14 protein-coding genes are annotated in these 20,474 nt (G+C 41.4%); all 14 read left to right on the plus strand.

Features of this window, described 5'->3' with window-relative positions; all coding sequences use genetic code 11:
* The first annotated feature begins 610 nt into the window (after window positions 1-610).
* The 14 genes from tssB to ACWPW6_RS12715 all read left to right on the plus strand — a co-directional run bounded on the left by tssB (window position 611) and on the right by ACWPW6_RS12715 (window position 20,458).
* Window positions 611-1,108, plus strand: coding sequence for a type VI secretion system contractile sheath small subunit (gene tssB, locus ACWPW6_RS12650; protein WP_154623943.1), 498 nt, complete (start codon window positions 611-613; stop codon window positions 1,106-1,108).
* A 19-nt stretch (window positions 1,109-1,127) separates the two neighbouring features.
* Window positions 1,128-2,672, plus strand: a complete 1,545-nt coding sequence (gene tssC, locus ACWPW6_RS12655) for a type VI secretion system contractile sheath large subunit (protein WP_375097468.1) — start codon at window positions 1,128-1,130, stop codon at window positions 2,670-2,672.
* Window positions 2,673-2,695: 23 nt separating this feature from the next.
* Window positions 2,696-4,033: a type VI secretion system baseplate subunit TssK gene (gene tssK, locus ACWPW6_RS12660; protein ID WP_196712939.1), complete on the plus strand. Its 1,338-nt coding sequence runs from the start codon at window positions 2,696-2,698 to the stop codon at window positions 4,031-4,033.
* Window positions 4,030-4,686, plus strand: coding sequence for a type VI secretion system protein TssL, short form (tssL, locus tag ACWPW6_RS12665; protein WP_154623940.1), 657 nt, complete (start codon window positions 4,030-4,032; stop codon window positions 4,684-4,686). The genes tssK and tssL overlap by 4 nt, the downstream gene beginning before the upstream one ends.
* 2 nt (window positions 4,687-4,688) lie before the next feature.
* Window positions 4,689-6,425, plus strand: a complete 1,737-nt coding sequence (locus ACWPW6_RS12670) for an OmpA family protein (protein WP_154623939.1) — start codon at window positions 4,689-4,691, stop codon at window positions 6,423-6,425.
* Between the two features lie 2 nt (window positions 6,426-6,427).
* On the plus strand, window positions 6,428-6,919 hold the full coding sequence (locus ACWPW6_RS12675; RefSeq protein WP_004912469.1) for an Hcp family type VI secretion system effector: 492 nt from the start codon (window positions 6,428-6,430) through the stop codon (window positions 6,917-6,919).
* 170 nt (window positions 6,920-7,089) lie between these two features.
* On the plus strand, window positions 7,090-9,753 hold the full coding sequence (tssH, locus tag ACWPW6_RS12680) for a type VI secretion system ATPase TssH (protein ID WP_249999058.1): 2,664 nt from the start codon (window positions 7,090-7,092) through the stop codon (window positions 9,751-9,753).
* Window positions 9,750-12,272 carry a type VI secretion system Vgr family protein gene (locus tag ACWPW6_RS12685; RefSeq protein ID WP_249999060.1) on the plus strand — a complete coding sequence of 841 codons (2,523 nt, stop codon included), beginning with the start codon at window positions 9,750-9,752 and terminating at the stop codon, window positions 12,270-12,272. Before tssH ends, ACWPW6_RS12685 begins: the two co-directional genes overlap by 4 nt.
* Before the next feature lie 41 nt (window positions 12,273-12,313).
* Entirely contained in the window at window positions 12,314-14,017 is a 1,704-nt protein-coding gene (locus tag ACWPW6_RS12690; protein WP_249999062.1) for a lipase family alpha/beta hydrolase, read from the plus strand.
* Entirely contained in the window at window positions 14,004-15,113 is a 1,110-nt protein-coding gene (locus ACWPW6_RS12695; RefSeq protein WP_249999063.1) for a T6SS immunity protein Tli4 family protein, read from the plus strand. Before ACWPW6_RS12690 ends, ACWPW6_RS12695 begins: the two co-directional genes overlap by 14 nt.
* Before the next feature lie 235 nt (window positions 15,114-15,348).
* Complete coding sequence (locus tag ACWPW6_RS12700) at window positions 15,349-15,645, plus strand: hypothetical protein (protein ID WP_249999065.1); 297 nt, start codon at window positions 15,349-15,351, stop codon at window positions 15,643-15,645.
* A gap of 87 nt (window positions 15,646-15,732) precedes the next feature.
* On the plus strand, window positions 15,733-15,990 hold the full coding sequence (locus tag ACWPW6_RS12705) for a PAAR domain-containing protein (protein ID WP_249999067.1): 258 nt from the start codon (window positions 15,733-15,735) through the stop codon (window positions 15,988-15,990).
* A 21-nt stretch (window positions 15,991-16,011) separates the two neighbouring features.
* Window positions 16,012-17,100: a hypothetical protein gene (locus ACWPW6_RS12710; RefSeq protein ID WP_249999069.1), complete on the plus strand. Its 1,089-nt coding sequence runs from the start codon at window positions 16,012-16,014 to the stop codon at window positions 17,098-17,100.
* A 1-nt stretch (window position 17,101) separates the two neighbouring features.
* On the plus strand, window positions 17,102-20,458 hold the full coding sequence (locus ACWPW6_RS12715) for an ImcF-related family protein (RefSeq protein ID WP_282563463.1): 3,357 nt from the start codon (window positions 17,102-17,104) through the stop codon (window positions 20,456-20,458).
* Window positions 20,459-20,474 lie beyond the last annotated feature (16 nt).

The raw sequence follows: 20,474 nt of genomic DNA on the forward strand, positions 1-20,474 counted from the left end.
TAATAACAGATAGTTAAACATTGTGTTGTATATGATTCAATCAATGACACCACTGTAATTTATTTTCAGTATTATTTTGTTACGTTATTAACGTGAGTGTTTTTAATTTCAAAGTGGCTACACCGTATTTTTCGGTATAGGTTCGCTGTATTTTTTACTGCAACCCTAATGACATTCAATATACCGCATGCCTTCCAAAGACCTCAGGAACAATCATTTTTGATAGACAGTCATATATTCCTTTTTCATAGTAAGACTATTTTAATCAAAAAACGACAATCTACTAACAAAACGAGTAAAAAATCTTATATATGACACCCACATACTTTCACATATCAAATATTGCGTATAAATCTATTTGATACATCTTAATAAGTAGACATACAAAAAACAATATTACCAATTGATATTATTTACTTTTTAATTTAAGGCAAAATAAAACAGGCCATATACTAAATTTACCGTCACATTTACTGATAAGAAAAGTTGATTTATTCCATCAATAAAGATATAAATTGAATAACAACATAAGTGAAATAAACGCAATGTTATTGCAACCATTTATCAATATGCATTTCAATATGCGTGACAAATTCAAGGAATACTTCGCATGTCAGATAGCTTTCAAAATGAAGTCCCCAAAGCTCGGGTTAATATTAAATTGGATCTGCACACCGGTGGCGCTCAGAAAAAAGTCGAATTACCTCTAAAATTATTAGCCGTTGGTGATTACAGCCACGGGCAGGATGATAGAGCGTTATCTGAACGCGAAAAAATCAATATTAACAAGAATAACTTTGATAGCGTGTTAGCCGAATTCTCCCCGTCAGTGAACTTAACAGTCAAAAACACCCTTGCAGCGGATGGCAGTGAAGAAAGCATCGCATTGACGTTTAAAAATATGAAAGATTTTGAACCTGAGCAAGTCGCTCGCCAGATTCCTCAGCTTCGTGCCATGTTAGCCATGCGTAACTTATTACGTGATCTGAAATCTAATCTGCTCGATAACGCCACGTTCCGTCGAGAACTTGAAAATATCCTTAAAGACCCATCACTTAGTGATGAGTTGCGTGAAGAGCTTGCTCAATTAGCACCAAAAAAAGATTAATTTGGATTACGAAAGGATTATGCTGATGTCTGTAAAAAATGAACCAACACAAGGCGCAACCACGGTACTTGATGACACCTCAAATCACGGTGTTTATGCCTCTTTGTTTGAAAAAATTAATTTAACCCCTGTAGCAAGTATCAGTGATATTAATGCATTCCAAGATAATGCTGCATTAGCCGATGCAACCGCAGATGAACGTGTTACCGTCGCAGTTCAAGTCTTTCTTGACCGTTTGAAATCTTCAGGTCAAAAAGTGGAGCGTTTAGACCGCAATCTACTCGACCACCATATTGCTGAGCTTGATAAACAAATCAGTCAACAACTAGATGAAGTCATGCATCATTCCGAATTTCAACAAGTCGAATCAACATGGCGTGGGTTGAAATTTCTCGTTGATCGCACCGATTTTCGCCAAAATGTTAAAATTGAACTGCTCGATATTTCAAAAGACGACCTACGTCAAGATTTTGAAGATAGTCCAGAAGTCATTCAAAGTGGTCTATACCATCACACCTATATTGCCGAATACGACACACCAGGTGGTGAGCCAATTGCCGCAATGATCTCCAACTATGAATTTGACCGTAGTGCCCAAGACATTGCGCTATTACGTAATATTTCAAAAGTTTCCGCATCAGCGCATATGCCATTTATTGGTTCAGTAGGCCCTAAATTCTTCGGCAAAGATACAATGGAAGAAGTGGCTGCAATTAAAGACATTGGTAACTACTTTGACCGCGCTGAATATATCAAATGGAAAGCATTCCGTGATTCCGATGATGCCCGTTACATTGGTTTAACTATGCCTCGTGTGTTGGGTCGTCTACCTTATGGCCCCGATACAGTCCCTGTTCGTAGCTTCAATTATGTTGAAGAAGTTAAAGGGCCAGATCATGAGAAATATTTGTGGACAAATGCAACTTTCGCGTTTGCAGCGAATATGGTGAAAAGTTTTATTAATAATGGCTGGTGTGTCCAAATCCGAGGGCCTCAAGCTGGTGGTGCAGTTAAAGATTTGCCAATCCATTTATTTGACTTAGGCACTGGCAGTCAGGTGAAAATTCCTTCCGAAGTAATGATCCCTGAAACACGTGAATTTGAATTTGCAAATCTTGGATTTATTCCGCTGTCATACTACAAAAACCGTGATTATTCCTGCTTTTTCTCTGCTAACTCAGCGCAAAAGCCAGCCCTGTATGACACGGCAGATGCAACCGCTAACAGTCGCATCAACTCCCGTTTACCATACATTTTCTTGCTATCACGTATTGCCCATTATCTGAAACTTATTCAGCGTGAAAATATCGGTACGACCAAAGATAGACGCCTACTTGAGCTAGAACTCAACAATTGGGTACGTGGCTTAGTGACTGAAATGACTGATCCAGGTGATGACTTACAGGCCTCCCACCCTCTGCGCGATGCGAAAGTCGTGGTTGAGGACATTGAAGACAACCCTGGCTTCTTCCGAGTGAAACTGTATGCAGTTCCACACTTCCAAGTTGAAGGTATGGATGTCGATTTATCTTTAGTTTCACAGATGCCTAAAGCAAAATCCTAACGGTTATTAAAGGTCATTTCAGGATGAAAATCTATCGTCCCCTATGGACTGACGGGGCCTTTTTGGCCCCCCAACAATTCCAGCAACAATCCCGTTGGGATAGCTATGTTGCCGAAGTCGTTGCCAAGATGGGCATAGCCTCAACATGGGGTGTGATTAACGTTGAATTTGATGAGAGCGCCTTAACGCTCTCTCGAGTCAGCGCTCAAAAAATGGTTGTGCGATTCCAAGATGGTACACTCATTGATACTGCTCTTGCTGATTCATTACCTCCAGTATTATCCCTCAATGACTATGCTGATCGCCAGTCATTAGATATCGTTTTAGCACTGCCTTTAATGTTGGCTAATGGCGGTAACTTAGTCCCTGAAACCGGAACAGACCGTCCACGTCGATTTAACCAAGAATGGGTTAAAGTCCAAGATTTACTGGGGCATGAACAAACGGATATTGCTGTATTACGCCATGAAGCAACACTGCGTTTTGCCCACGATGAAAACAAAGCTTACATGACTTGCCCTGTTGCTAGACTCATACGTAATACGCAAGGCATGTGGGAGTTCGACAGCCATTTTATTCCACCATTACTTGCCTGTCAGGGAAGTCTCGAGTTACGAAAGCTGCTCTCTGAGTTTATGCATCGTTTAGTGGCCAAACGCCGTCGTTTAATGACATTACGCCGTGAAAGTAATGAAAAAATGGCTGACTTCGTGGTGGCTGATGTATCACTATTTTGGCTATTAAATTCTCTAAATAGTGCAGAACCCGTATTAAATGAATTTTGTACGGCATTACATCGTCATCCTGAATTACTCTATCGGGAACTTGCTCGTTTAGCTGGAAGCTTATTAACTTTCTCATTAGAAAGTAAGCTGGAAGATATTCCGCTGTATAAGCATGATCAACCTGAACAGGTTTTCCCACCACTTTTTGCACTATTAAACACCTTACTTGAAGCCAGTTTACCTTCTCGCGTCATCAATATTGAACTGATAAAAGAAGGTCCATTCTGGAAAGGGCAACTCCATGATGGTCGATTACGTGAGGAAGCCGATTTTTATTTATCTGTTCGCTCCTCCTTACCTGCGCATTTATTAATCGCCCAGTTCCCTCTCCTGTGCAAAGCTGGTAGCTATGACGATGTCGCGGATGTAGTGAATATTGCTTTAAATGGTATACCGCTAAAACCTCTTAGCCATGTGCCAACGGCAGTTCCTCTTCGCTTAGAAAATCAATATTTCGCGTTAGATATTGAAACACCAGAGGGTCAAGCCATGTTGTCCTCTAGCCAGTGTGCTTTTTATGTCCCCAGTACATTAGGTGATGTTCAATTAGAGCTATTTGCGGTACTTCGTTCATGAATAAAACTACATCACACCATACTATTGATATGATCTTTGCGCCAACTTGGTTGATGGTCTGTCAACTTCATCAAGGAATATCTATCGCCCACGGTGATAGTTTTTATCGTCGAGTCTGCCAATTAATCGATGAAACTCGACAAAAATTACTTGAGCTCGGATATTCGGAAGCCGCTATTGAGCACATGCAATATGCCCAATGTGCACTGATTGACGAAAGTGTGATGAACCGTCAGCAAAAAGATGAAGGCTATAACACTTGGCTCCAATCCCCATTACAAGCTCGTTATTTCAATACACTAGAGGCGGGCGATAAACTATGGGATCGCCTACGTGAGATCTTAAATGAAACCACGCCAAACCAAGATGTATTACTGTGTTTTCATCGCGTGCTTACACTTGGATTTGTGGGAAAGTTTCGCCGGATAGATGCACCTGAACGTGAGCGTATTGTTGTTCAGCTCAATACCCAACTACCCGATTACTTAATTTCGTCAGAGCTTCCGCTTGTGGTGAAGCCAAAGCTACGTTTCAGTCGTCGCCGACTTTACTGGTTTGGCTGGGTCGCCGGTATTCTTGTGCTCGCTGCCATGTGGTGGGGATTCAGTACATCCTTAGAACAATTATTGCAACAATGGATGATACAAGGGTAGGCATGCAAAATCTAATTAAGCAATGCCTAACGCTTTTTGCGATGGGACTTTTTCTGTGGTTACTCTGGGGATTTTGGTCCCTTGGGCAAACTGTCACCCTTTTTGTTTCCATCTTAGTCCTCGTACTCACTAGCGGGGTACTATTTTGGCAATACAAACAACGGGCGCAAACGCTTTCCACTCAGCATAACTATCATGATGTACTTCCTGCCAATAATTACCAAGGTCCCGTCATTCTGGTATGCGGGCAATCACAAGCACTATTTCCTGATGAGCAATTGCATCGTGAAACCGAGCAAGGCTGGTACCTTCGTGTTCCTAATCCACCAGAGCTCGTTAACTTACTAGTAGCATTGATGGAATATGCTCCCTCATTATCAGGGCAAATGTCATTACTTTATGCTGTATTACCGCAGCAATTGACCCAACAAGAAACACTCACTCAAGACGCCCTCAACTGGCGTAGAGCCATCGGTGAAGGTCGCCAAAAAACAGGGGTAAAACTCCCGTTTTGGGTTACTATTTACCTGACATTTCCACAACAATCTGAAGATATCTTCTCTCTAAGTGATGGGCAGATACCGTGGATGACCTTACTCAGTCATCAAACAGAGTTTCAAGTAGAACAAGAAGGGGCTATTTCCCTTGCATACTCTGCATGGTTACCTACACATATTGGTCATTCTGAGCAACGCCTTCAACTTTCTTTATGGCTTGATAACTTACAGCATTGGTTAAATCAGATTTTAGTTCCTCAGTTTACTTTAGCTCAAACAGGCGCTCCTAAACTGACGCCCTCTGCATGGGCAATCCAATGGATTGATGTAACGAGTGAGCCTAATAATTTATGGCAACAATTCATTCAAGCGAAAACCTCGCTACCACTCGTTGTCTCTACTCAAAAAGTCGACGTACTACCTTTACCCGATGTCATGTTACGCCGTTTACATCATGATATTAGTTTAAGTCGTACAGAGAAAACTGTCGGTATGACTGGACTTATTTTTGGCATTTTCTTAATAGGCGCTTTAATTGGTAGTTACTACCACAATCAGCAATTAATTCGTCATACAGGGGAAGACATAACGCGTTTTTTACAGTTATCCGATACCCCATTGCCCCCTAAAATGACTGCTTACCAGCAACTGCAAGATGATGCGGCTCAATTAGCAAGTTGGGCGCGTGAGGGAATCCCAACGTCTTATTCTCTCGCCTTATACCAAGGTGATCGTATGTTGCCTTACTTGCACTCACTATTAAGTAGTTGGGCACCACCACAACCATCACCACCTACCATTATTCAAAATGCTCCAGAAGTGGTTACGCTTGACAGCTTAGCGTTATTCGATGTGGGCCAATACACACTCAAAGCAGGCGCCACTAAAGTCTTGGTAGATGCATTACTCAATATTAAAGCGAAGCCCGGTTGGTTAATTGTCGTCTCCGGCTATACCGACAACACTGGAAACGCTGAACTTAACCAAACACTGTCTTTAAAACGTGCGGAATCCGTCAGGGATTGGATGATTTCTACCAGTGATATCAGCCCAGCATGTTTTGCCGTTCGAGGAGACGGTCAAAATAACCCCGTTGCCGATAATCAGACTGCTGAAGGTCGAGCAAAGAATCGGCGCGTTGAAATTCGTTTGATCCCCCAAGCTGATGCTTGTCAAGGAACAAATACTCAAATCGTGTCATCGATGGACGATGACACACATTCGACCCAAAAGGAGAAATAACAATGGCTATTCCTGTTTATTTATGGCTAAAAGATGACGGTGGCGCGGATATCAAGGGCTCTGTTAATGTACAAGATCGTGAAGGTAGCATTGAAGTGGTTGCACAAGACCATAACCTATACATACCAACCGATAATAATACTGGTAAGTTAACTGGAACCCGTATCCATACACCATTCATTTTTGTGAAAGAAATTGATGCATCCAGCCCGTATCTGTACAAAGCGGTCACCACTGGTCAAACCTTGAAAGAGGCTGAATTCAAATGGTACCGCATTGATGATGCAGGGCAAGAAGTTGAGTATTTCAACACTAAACTAGAAAACGTCAAAGTCGTGAAAGTCGCGCCTAAAATGCACGATATCAAAGACCCAAACAAAGAGAAGCACAATCACTTAGAAGAGATTGAGCTGCGCTACGAAAAAATCACTTGGACTTATAAAGACGGCAACATCATTCATTCCGACTCATGGAATGAGCGTGCAACCGCTTAATGATCTATGCAGGCGCTTGCCGCCTGCTTTTTTGTGCTTATTTGCACCCCAATGATACACACAACACACAATTTATCTTGATACCTAATGAACCTCGGTTAACGGTTAGGGGCGGTAGCATGCCTTGCTGCCCCTAAAAAAACTTTTCCCCCCAATACGAGAGAGAGAATATGGACAATTCATCCGTGATGCTATTACGTCGCCTAAACCCTTACTGTGCCAGCGCATTAGAAGCCGCGGCTTCGCTCTGCCAGACACGAGCGCATGCGGAAATCACCATTGAACATTGGTTGCTCAAATTATTGGAAATGGGTGAAAGTGATATCACCGTATTAGCTCGTCGCTACGAATGGGATGTTTCCGCCCTTTGGCAAGACTTACTGACTGAAATCGATAGCTTACCGCGTTCTATTCATACCCGCCCTGCCTTATCGAAATCCCTACTTAAACTCATTCAACAAGCATGGGTAATAGCGTCATTAGATGAAGATATCGAACATATTCGCAGCGTACATTTATTGTCTGCTATGACTCAGCAACCGTCACTGGTGCCTAACGATAACTTATGGCCACTAATGACATTAAGTGCAACTCAACTTCAACGCTTAAGGCCCATGCTTGATGCTCAATCTGATGAGCGTCCCAACGTACAACAACTGGCCGCACATAATCAATTATTATCCCGAGAAACCCCACTTGAGCCATCATCAACAGAAGCCCACACAACCCCGAATGCCATAGGCGATACACTGAATGAGGCTTTACTTGCAGTACTGAATAAATTTACTGTCGATGTCACGGAAAAAGCCCGTGAAGGTGCGATTGACCCTGTGTTTGGGCGTGATGATGAAATTCGCCAAATGGTGGACATTCTTTCTCGTCGCCGCAAAAACAACCCAATTTTAGTGGGTGAACCTGGAGTGGGAAAAACCGCATTAGTTGAAGGCTTAGCCCTACGTATCGCTGAGGGAAATGTGCCTGTCAGCTTACAAACTACTGCGCTACGCACCTTAGACTTAGGTCTACTGCAAGCAGGTGCGGGTGTCAAAGGTGAGTTTGAGCAACGCCTAAAGAATATCATTGAAGCAGTACAACAATCCCCTACACCAATTTTGCTGTTTATTGATGAAGCACACACTATCATTGGGGCCGGTAACCAAGCAGGAGGTGCCGATGCAGCAAACTTACTCAAACCAGCTCTCGCTCGTGGTGAGTTGCGCACTATTGCTGCAACAACATGGTCAGAATACAAGCAATACTTTGAGCGTGATGCTGCTCTTGAACGCCGTTTCCAAGTAGTAAAAGTCGATGAGCCAGATGATGAAAAAGCTTGCTTAATGTTACGTGGCTTAAAATCACGCTATGCTAAATACCATGGTGTTCATATCACAGATGATGCAGTAAAAGCTGCTGTTACTTTATCTCGCCGCTATTTAACCGGTCGTCAACTACCTGATAAGGCAGTTGATTTACTTGATACTGCCAGTGCGCGTATTCGTATGAGCCTCGACACGCTGCCTGAAGAGCTGACGTGTTTAAAAGCCAAGCGCAATGCATTAGAACTGGAGCAACAGGCGATCCTTGATGATCTCGCCATAGGCAATACCGCTAACCAAACCCTTCTGAGTGAATTAGTCACTCAAGATGCACAAATAGCGATACAACTAACGGAGCTGGAACAGCGCTTCGAGAAAGAAAAAAATCTTATCAGTGAACTACTCGAGCAGCGCCGCCAATCACAAGATGTGAGTGACATCCAATCTCAATTAGAACAAGTGCAGCAAGGCGAACCACTGATCACCCCTGATGTCGATGTGCGAACGGTGGCCACTGTGATTGCCGACTGGACTGGCGTGCCATTATCCAGCTTATTAAAAGACGAGCAAACCGAACTACTTGAACTGGAAGATTCTTTGGGCAAACGCGTAGTTGGTCAAGAAAGCCCATTATTGGGGCTTGGACAACGACTGCGTGCCGCTCGTACGGGACTCGCATCAGAAAATGGCCCGCAAGGGGTATTTTTACTGGTCGGCCCAAGTGGTGTAGGGAAAACGGAAACTGCCTTAGCCTTGGCAGATGTGTTATTCGGCGGTGAAAAATCCCTTATCACTATCAACATGTCTGAATACCAAGAATCTCATACAGTTAGCCAATTGAAAGGCTCCCCTCCGGGATATGTGGGCTACGGTCAAGGGGGTATTTTGACTGAAGCGGTACGCAAACGTCCTTACAGTGTGGTCTTACTCGATGAAGTGGAAAAAGCGCATCGCGATGTCCTTAATCTATTTTATCAAGTCTTCGACCGAGGCTTTATGCGTGATGGTGAAGGTCGTGAAATTGATTTTCGCAATACCGTGATTTTAATGACCGCCAATTTAGGCAGTGATTTATTGATGCAACAACTGGAAGAATTCCCTGAATCGACAGACGGGGAACTACAAGAACTACTGCGCCCAACCTTGCGCGACCACTTCCAGCCCGCTTTACTTGCCCGTTTCCAAACACTAATTTACCGCCCATTAGGAACAGAGGCGCTACACAAAATTGTCGAAATGAAACTGGGCAGCGTCATCAAACGCCTCTATACCCACTACAAACTTGAATGCATTGTGGAAGAAACCCTATATGACACCCTCGTGAGTGCCTGTTTATTACCCGATACCGGTGCACGCAATATTGATAGCCTACTCAACCAGCAAATTTTACCAGTACTTAGTCAACAATTACTCATGCGACAAGCTAACCACCAGCAAGCTCAAAGCCTCACCTTAGGTTACAGCGAAGAGGAAGGGATCACCTTGAGTTTTGGTGATATTAAGGAGATGACTCTATGAGCCTACTCGACACAGTCAAAAACTTGCAACAAGGTCAAAATCGCTATCGTCTTGAAGTGCAAGGCTGTAATGAATTATTAGATGTTGAACATTTTACAGGGCGTGAAGCCGCCAGCGATACCTATCGCTATCAAATTACATTTACATGTTCAGCCCAAGATCTTTCCGCACAACAATTCTTACGCCGCAATGCCAACCTGACTTTTTCAGCGCCAATGAGTAACTTAATGGGACTCGCCACTCAACCTAGTGTTGCCAAACGCGTCCATGGCGTGGTCACCGATTTTCGTCGCCTTTCAGGCTCTGCTGATGAAGCGCGCTATCAACTGGTGATTGAGCCTTTTTTCGCCTTATTACGTCACCAAATTCGTAGCCACCGTTTCTTTATCAATCAATCTATCCCTGATGTGGTTGAACAGATTCTGCGTGAACATAACTTTAAAGGTTGGGAATTCGAGTTTAATTTAGAAAAAACGTATCCTAAACGCGAACAAATTAACCAAATCAATGAAAGTGACCGTCAGTTTATCGAACGTTTATTGAGTGAAGTGGGGATTTTTTATCGTTTTGGTTTACAAGATGAAACCCAAACCGAGGTACTTCATTTTACCGATAGTCAACGCGGCTATGTGTATGACAAAACGCTGCCATTAAATAGCCCATCTGGGCTGAGCGATAACCATGTTGACAGTGTTTGGGGATTATCTTTACGTCATCAAGTGGTTGAAAGCACTGTTTTTGCCAAAGATTATAATCATCGGCTTGCGGAAGATACCTTAATTTCCGCTGTCGCTGACATGACGCACGGTGATGGAGAGAAAACCAACTACGGCGATGTTTACCACTATAAAGGTCGTCACTTAACCCGTGGGGATAAAATTCACCCTGAAACTGAAACCGCTAACTTCTGGGCAAGACTCGACCACGAACGTTTTTTAGCAAGGCAAACATTGCTTCGTGGAGAAAGTAGTGCAGCAGACCTAACACCATTATTAGTATTAAATATTCAAGACAACTCACTTACCTCAACACTGCCTACCGTCTTCAAATCGCCAATTCTAATTACGCGATTACGCTTTACAGCTAGCCGAGATAAGGCCTTAACCGTACGTTTTGATGCCGTACCTTACACAGAGTCGCTGTGTTGGCGCCCTGCCCTTAAACCGCGTCCAGTCATTGCGGGAACGTTAATGGCACGCGTGACCAGCGCGAAAGACCACGATATTTATGCCCACCAAAATGAGCACGGATTTTATTGGGTAAAATTTGACGCTGATCGCGATGAAAAAACCAAAGGCTATGAAAGTATGCCTGTGCGTTTAGCAAAACCATACGCTGGCGATACGTATGGGATGCATTTCCCGCTGATCCAAGGTACTGAAGTCGCCATTGCATTCCATGAGGGTGATCCTGACCGCCCTTATATCGCTCATGCACTCCATGACTCCCGCCATCCTGACCATGTGACGGATAAAAATAACACCCGCAATGTGATCCGTACCCCTGCCAATAATAAACTGCGTATGGAGGATAAACGCGGGCAAGAGCATATCAAGCTCAGTACCGAATATGCTGGAAAAACCCAGCTCAATTTGGGGCATTTGGTGAATGCCGAGCGTGAACAGCGTGGTGATGGTTTTGAGCTACGCACCGACAGCTGGGGCGCAATTCGCGCGGGTAAAGGGTTGTTTATTACCACCGATAAACAAGACAAAGCCGGTGGTGAAGTGCTGGCGATGGGAGAGGCAATAGCCCAGTTAAAGCAAGCGCAACAACTCACCGAATCCCTCAAAGAGGCCGCTAATGTTGCAAAAGCTGAGCTTGCAGATTTACAAGCACAAAAAGACCTCTTGTCTGAAACACTCAATGAACTTAAACAATCTGCCCTGCTTGTTTCCTCGCCAGCAGGTATTGCGCATACCACCCCAAAAAGTATTCAAACATCGGCAGGTGAAAATATCATCAATACGGCTCGCCAAAGCGCCGATTTTAGCATTGCTAAAAAATTCACCGTTGCAGCAGGTGAAATTATCAGCCTATTTGCCCAAAAACTAGGCATAAAAATCTTTGCTAACCAAGGAAAAATTGCTATTGAGGCACAGCATGATGAAATGTCATTAGATTCATTAAAGGATTTAAGTATCAGTAGTCATGATGGCAAAGTCATTATCAAAGCTAAAAAAGAAATTATTTTAACTAGTGGTGGGGGTTATATTCGTATTGCAGATGGTACGGTGGAATGTGCCGCACCCGATAAAATCATTGAACGCGGTGCTGTTTGGCAAAAATTTGGCGGCCAAAGTATCAGTGAGGCAATGCAATCATGGGAAAGCTCTGAGTTTGCAGTTAAGCCTCAACTGGTTAATTTAGGAGATTTAGGTAGCCCTCATCAACCAAAACCCGTTGGTATTTATGCTGAAGGCACAAAGAGCACTAGTACTAGTGATGCTCAAGGAAATTTATCTGAACGTAAAGGTTTAGGATTAGATCAACTCGACATTAAACTTGACGATAAATAATAGCTGTCTAACAGTCTGAAATTTCATTTTTAGGAGCCTTTATGACAGATAAATTAGACCTGTCAGCAATATCCAGTGAATGCCAGCATACCTCATATCACCTTCCTCAATGGGATGAAAATGGAAAATGTAGTTGGATTAATATTCAACTTCAACGCAAGTCCCTCAATGCAGAAGCTAAATGCATTGTGCCACCAACTAAAGTGATCCCTGTGATTTTTATTCCGGGAATTATGGGGACGAACCTGATGTCCAAAAACTCCGATAAAAAAGAAATTTGGAGAGGAGATTCATTAGCTAGTGTTTATTGGGAATGGCATTCTAAAGGAGGGCGTCAGCGGCAACAATCACTTGACCCGAATACCACAATTGTAGATAACAGAGGCAATATAGAAAAGGAAATACTCACACCTTTTTCTGATGATGGTTGCTTATTTCCTAGCCGAAAAAATCGTAATTGGGGTGCTGCGCTTGGATTTAGTTATGGCCGTTTTTTGAACGTATTTCAAGCTGCATTACTTGATGATTGGCAAACGGAACTTGTTAATTATGAAAAAAAATACAGCTATAGAGACCCCGATACATTTGAAATACAAAGTGTAACACTAAAATATTCAGGCACTGTGAGCAAACTTGTTGGAAAAAAGTTTGATACCCATGAAAAAGAAAGCGAAGAACCATTAACACCTAATGAGTTTAACCATTTCAAACGTTTTTTATTTCCAGTTCATGTGTTTGGTTATAACTGGTTACAAGATAATAAAATATCTGCCGAATCGCTTAAAACCTATATCGATGATGTATTAAAGCTATATAGGGAACAACATGGATATGGACTCGCACAAGAAAAAGTCATTCTAGTGACTCACTCGATGGGCGGCTTGATCGCACGTTATACCTCTCAAGTTTTAGGTATGAAAGAGAAAATATTGGGGATTATACACGGCGTTATTCCTGATTTGGGTTCACCAGCAGCCTATCGTAGAATGAAAGTAGGTGCTGAGGGTGAGGGATTTTTAGGAACCGCCGGGCATGTACTTGGTTCTACAGCTGAAGAACTCATGCCTGTTTTAGCACAGGCGCCATCTGCACTACAATTGTTACCCTCACCAAAATATCGTTCTCCATGGTTAACTATTACACGTTTCTCAATTGATAATGATGTGTTTTACCCTAAAAATCATGATCCATTTAGTGAGATTTATTTGCAAAAAGATGCATGGTGGCGTCTCTATGAGTCTGACATCATAGATAAAGATAAAGTCACTAGTGAAAGTAATTGGTTCCGTTACAATCTATTAATGAAAAACCAAGTTAAGAGTTTTATAACTGAATTAGCGACTTGTGAATATCACCCTAATACTTATGTTTTCTATGGAAACAAAGAAAAAAGTGATGGGAAATTAATATGGAATCAAGTAGTTTCTACTGCAAATTATTCACCTCACATCGGAATTAGGCCGCCTCCCACTAAACATAGGAGAGTACTAGAATCTGGGTATCCTCTTCAAGAATTTCAATTAACATCATCCGAAACACCCGGTGATGGAACTGTTCCTATAGAATCGTTTGATGCTATAAAAAGCAGTTGCTCGATTAAAAGTATTCTTGCTACTAATGTAGAGCATCAAAGTGCTTATGAGGCTGCTAGTTTATCTAATATCTCTGATAAACCGGCCATTAAGTTTACACTAAGAGCAATTGCAAAAATGGTTAAGGATATTCCATCAAGTGAAAGTCAATAATTATCTTACATTGATTTTAGGTATTATCATTTGCTTACTCACGATTGGCGGTTGGTTACTTTATACCTCACCTTCTCCTCTAACTAAAAAGGATAAAGTTATGATAGATTCATTATTTGAAGAAACCAAGCCTCAGTGTATTGGGCGTTATCTCATAGATGTTCCTGCATCCTTTAATAATCAACTTAATGACTTTATTTTTATTGATGAGTTTAAGATAGAGAGCAAATTTATTTACCCTCCAGCCTTTAAACAGCGCGTTGAATTACGCGAGATAGAGCTAAATGAAGCTATCAATCAACCTCAAAATAAATTACACAATGCTCCATTTGTGAAAGAAATAATTTATCTTCCTGATAATAAAGGTGTTATTTTTGATAGAAATCAATCAGGTGCTGAGGATGCATATCGAGTTTTAGAAGCTCATGTTTATGTAGATAATATCGCTTTCATTATCACAACAGATATTATAGATCTCTCAGATCCGAAATATGCTGAAGAAAAATATTCATATATTAATATTTCAGGATTCAATGAGAAAGATACAAATACAAAGCCCTTACGGCTCGCTCAAATGAAATCACTAATATCACGATTAAGTGGTCGCCTCAATGATACGATTATTCCGACGGAAAAAGGCATCTGTATTCCCAATGGTTTTATTGCTGATGATAATAATGCCCATAAAAATAGAATTTCATATACATATGAGAATAATGACCTTATCTTTGGTGTCGATGTTGATGATACTATTTTAGGCTCCGATGATACGTTATTAAGCAGGAGTCTCGGTGTATATGGCGCACTATTCAAATCTAATCAACGCACAATAAAGAAAGGTGAATTGCTGTTAGGAAAAATTCCAGCACAAGAGTGGTTGATTTCAGGTGAACAAAATCTCCATGGTCAAGGTAAACCTTTTCCGTCTTATCACTTTATTTTATTCGCAAATGAATCAATTGCTTCCTATCAACAACCTTGGCTTTCTTTTGGGATGAATAACGCCAGTAAGAAAAGCCAATATAACCAAGCCCAAATGGTCGAAATTTGGGATCGCATTGTCGGTTCTCTTCGGTATAAACCGAATTCACTTTAATATTGGGAACAATGCTATTTAGAAAAAACGTCAATATCATTGATGATTGCTAAGCTAAAATGTTTTTGAATATTCTAAATAAAATATACAATCATGAAAAAACTGTAATCTTGCAATCTATTTATTATTAAAGATAAATCACATAATTTATATCGTAACTATTTCACCCTACATGGAAAATAGTTAGGCATTAAAATCACTTTCATTATTCTCTATTTTACTTCAAGGAACTATTATGAACTCCTATTTAAAGTTATTTACCCTATCCTCATTAATTATCGGTATCGCCACTGTTTCAGGTTGTGCAACTAAAACAATGACCACTGAGCGAAATAAAAATATTACTTTAGAAAACCCTTTTGGTGGCTCTACTGAAGGGCTATGCTATAAAATCACCGCAGAAAATAAAGATTATTATGGCCGTTTAGATAAAGACGGTCACCCTTTAGTGATACCTGAAATTGCAGATAAAGATATTTCTGTTAGATTATCATTATTGTCAGACAATGATTGTAAAGAACAGGGCCTTTAATATTATCTAACCACTATTCTTAATCTTATTTGATAATAGTCACTTGATATTTTATTAATAAAAAATTTTAATTCTAGTTGGTTTATTATGAAAGGAATTGTCTGTCTTGGCGACAAAAACACTCATGGAGGCCATGTAGTTTCGGCTTCATCCACAATGTATATTAATGGAAAACAAGTTGCGCTCGTCGGGGATATTGTTTCCTGCCCCAAACATGGAAATAACCCCATTATTGAAGGGGCAGCTTCCGCTTTTGATAATGGCATTGCCATAGTGGTTGATCAGTGCCTATGTGCTTGTGGGTGCCGAGTGATCAGCTCGGAGTCTGAAACACATACTGAATAAGCAGATAAGGACATCGCATTTATGAATTGGAATATCCCTACACTCCCTGATAAAACACCGATAAAAAAACCCAACTATAAGATTATATTTATTTTTTTCACGACAATTGTTGCGGCAATTTATACTTATAGTGTCACATTACCGGCTGAGCAAAAAACACGATTATTATTTATTGCATTTCCCATTATCGCCCTCCTGTTTTTTGCATGTATAAGTTTTTTGTATATTCGTTATCAGCATTCTGTTGTTACTTGCCATAACTGGGAAAAAGAGAAAAAAATCACAAAAAGGGAATGGCAAATATGGTGCCAATCTTCGATTACCTCAATAGCAAACGTTATCTATACCCCCGATAAAGATGGTACTGACGTTTTTTTTCAAGATGCAGAAGCCGTTCCGATGTTTCCTGATAAACCACGTCGTTTATTCAATCTTCTGCAACTTGATAACAACTTCATTACAAACCTTGATAAACAACTCGAAAGACAGTGCCCTAATTATCGGTGTTATCTTTCAAAAATTTATCTCTACGATAGTAATAATCATAATAGTAATGAAAATTTAATTTATGAACATTGGCAGCTCAAACCGATTCGATCACCTCGCTATCAAGATATTTTTTCAGTCTATGATGATAACAAACAAAACGAGGCCTTTTTAATTATAACGATCCAGTCGCAAGCAGTATATAGCGAATTTATTTCAGCTCAACTGTTTTCAACAAACAGTCAGCTCATGAGTTCAAAGGATACGAATGTAAAAATAGAACGAATAATGGAAATAGACATCCAAAACATAGATAATGAAATAATAAAGTATATTGATTACAGTGGAATATCGAAAAAAAATAAATTTCAGACTTGGATAACAGATCTTAAACAAGATATAGTAGATAAGATTCTCATCACCTATACAGAAAGAAATATTGAATATGATCAACACCACCCTATTCGTTCCTTAGCATTATCTTATTCAAAGCCTCATCCTAATGCATTTTTAACGTATCTTTCATTAATAACAGAAATATCAACAAAAACAGAAACAGACCAAGTCCTCATTCATCCAAATCCTCACGGTGCCAGTTACGCAGTTTACATTCACAGGTCTTAATATGAAAAATAAAATATCCGCAAGCTTTCCTCGTGGGAAACTATTTGTGATTTTTTTACTCTTACTTGTAATTTTATCAATTGTTCTGTTTGTGGCTTATCAATATAAACATTTTGATTTAATGCCGTTCTATATCGGAATATCTATAGTTAGTGTAATTACTTTATTAGGCATTTATTTTTATCCTATAAAAAATCAATTTTCACAAAAAAAACAACAAAAAGAATTTAAGCCGCAAAGTAGCTCGATGGATTTAAATATTGAAACTAAAAAATTTAGTCTATTGTATGATGACATTATTCAATCACTACGTCGTCAATACGGCACGTTCTGGCATTCCAAGGTCTCCATTTACCTTCTCCTCGGCTCCCACTCTGCCGTCGAAAAACTTGCTCCTAGCCTGACGCAAGAAATCTGGCAAGAGTGTGATGGTACCTTGCTTATCTACGGTGGGGATATTGGTAGTTCGGTAGACACTGAGCGATTGAATACCCTCAAACAGCTGCGTCGACGTCGCCCGCTCAATGGCGTGATTTGGGTGACAGAAAACAGCATTTCATCTCAACTTTTAGACAACAAAATTAACTTCACCAACCTGAATACTGCTACAGCTCATAACGCGGGGCGGACTATCCAAAACCTCTTTCAAACGTTAGGTTGGCGCGCCCCTGTCTGGGTTTGGAGTGTCAGTGATCAACAACAATCCCTTAGTGCAGCAGAAACCCCTTCCATCCTCTGTATGACTGAGCCTAATATGTCTGCTGAGTCACTTTCACCCAGCCTGCTAAGCCTCATTCCTGCATTAATCGTTAATGGAACTCAAGCGTTACTACGTGAACAAAAACACACATACCTGCTTGCTTTAGCACAATTTTTACAAGCTGGAGGAAGCCAACAACTCGCCACTGCATTAGCGCCGCTCAATACACAATTACGTACACTGCCTTTTTCGGGGATCGCATTTAGCCCTTCGATCAGCCGCGCCAATCAGCAACGTTTACCTAATAGCTGGCATCCTGATATCCGTTGGAGAAGCTGGTTAAATGTGCAATCTGAACTGGCAGCAGCTTTACAACCCGCTTCTTTAGGTGTTGATAAGAAACGTATCGTTCAATACGGTGCCGCCACTGCCATGACGCTCTGGGGCGTAGGTATGATTGTCTCTTACCTTGCCAACCGCCAACTTATTGAAGAAAGCTATCAAAGTGCCACCGTCGCCGCAAATAACCAATTACCTGAAACAGAACGCCTCAAAGCCCAATATGATTTTCAGCAAACCCTAGGTTTACTCAATCATCGCGAACAAACTTCTGTGCCTTTCTGGCTCCATTTTGGGCTAAACAGTAATCAGCCACTATTAGCCCATTTATGGCCACTGTATCAGCAAACAGTACTCCCTCCTCTGCGAGATAATATCCGCCAGCAACTTGAGCAACGATTACAAGCCTATGCCCAATTATCACCAAATAGTGATGAACGTCGCCAAGCTACTCAAAGTGCGTATCAAGATTTAAAAACTTATCTAATGATGAGTACACCAGAGCGTATGGATCCGACTTTTTTCACCAACAGCGTTCTGACTAACCTTCCCGCACCTAAAGGAATGAATGAAGGAGAATGGCACACACTCGGAAAAGAGTTGTTAATGTTCTATGCCCAGCAGCTACTCCAACATCCTGAGTGGCAATTAAAATCTAATAATAACCTTATCAATCAAAGTCGTACGTTGCTCATTCGACAAATCGGCCAACGTAGCGAAAGTGCCTCGTTATATCAAAAGGTGCTTTTGCAAGCACAACATCAATTCCCTGATATGACATTAAATGATATGACTGGCGATACCGATGTTAGCTTCTTATTAACTACTGAAGAGTTTGTACCGGGAATTTTCACCCGCAAAGCGTGGGAAGAGTCCATTGAGCCAGCAATCATAAAAACTGTCGAATCGCGCCGCAATGAAATTGATTGGGTACTGAGTGATAGCCAGCACGAACTGAGCCAAGAGGTTTCCCCAGAAGTCCTCAAACAGCAGCTAACTGAGCGTTATTTTGCCGATTTTTCAAGCAGCTGGTTAAACTTTTTGAACAGTCTGCAATGGCGACATACCGAAAGCCTATCCGATACCATTGACCAACTCTCATTAATGAGCGATGTTCGCCAGTCCCCCGTAATTGCACTGATGAATACCCTTGCTTACCAAGGTAAAACTGGGCGTCAAACAGAAAAACTGGCTGACTCTTTTGTCAACTCAGCTAAAGAACTTCTCAACAAAGAACAAAAACCGGTGATCAGCCAAAAAGCAGAGTTTACGGGGCCATTGGAAAACACCTTCGCTCCCATTCTGAACTTTGTCGAGCCGCAAGCCAACTCTCAAGCTGGCGATAACCTCAGTTTGCAAGCCTATTTAACCCGTATCACTCGCGTACGATTAAAACTACAGCAAGTGGTCAATGCCCCCGATCCACAAGCGATGTCCCAATCCTTTGCTCAAAGCATTTTAGAAGGAAAAAGCGTTGATTTTTCCGAAACACGAGATATGGGTAGCTTGATAGCCGCCAGTTTTGGACAAGAGTGGCAAAGTTTTGGTGATGCACTGTTAGTAGAACCTATGACCCAAGCTTGGCAACAATTACTGACACCAACCGCTCAAGGCATCAATAGCGAATGGAAAAATGCCATTGTCAATGAATGGAATAACGCCTTTGGTGGGCGCTACCCACTCAAAGAGACCCAAAGTAATATTTCTTTGCCTTTGATGGCACAATACCTGCGCCCTGACAGTGGCCGTATTCAGCGCTTCTTAGAAACTCGTTTGCAAGGCGTTTTACGTAAAGAAGGGAATCACTGGGTGCCAAATAGTACTAATGCGCAAGGGTTACACTTTAATCCCGCATTTTTGAAAGCGTTAAACACGCTCACTGAATTAGGCGATGTAGCCTTCGCCAATGGAGAAGCACGCCTCTATTTTGAGCTACGTCCGGGAACTAGTAAACAGGTGATGCAAACCATATTGGTGATTGATAAGCAAAAACTTACCTACGATAACCAATTCCCGCAATGGCAACGCTTTGTGTGGCCTGCCGATACAGTTGCGTCTGGTGCATCACTTTCTTGGATGGCGACTTCGACGGGAACACGACTCTATGGCGATTACCCTGGAGTATGGGGTTTTATTCGTTTACTTGAAACTGCCCATGTTGCCCCCTATGCGGGAAGCACCAGTAGCTATACTGTGACATGGAAAACACCTGATGGTAGCACGCTCAATTATCAACTTCGCACTGAAATGGGCCAAGGCCCACTGGCATTATTAAAACTTCGCAACTTTGTACTGCCAGAAAAAATCTTCTTGGATTAGTCCTAATAGGAAATTG

The sequence above is a fragment of the Providencia sp. Marseille-Q8014 genome, assembly GCF_965112055.1.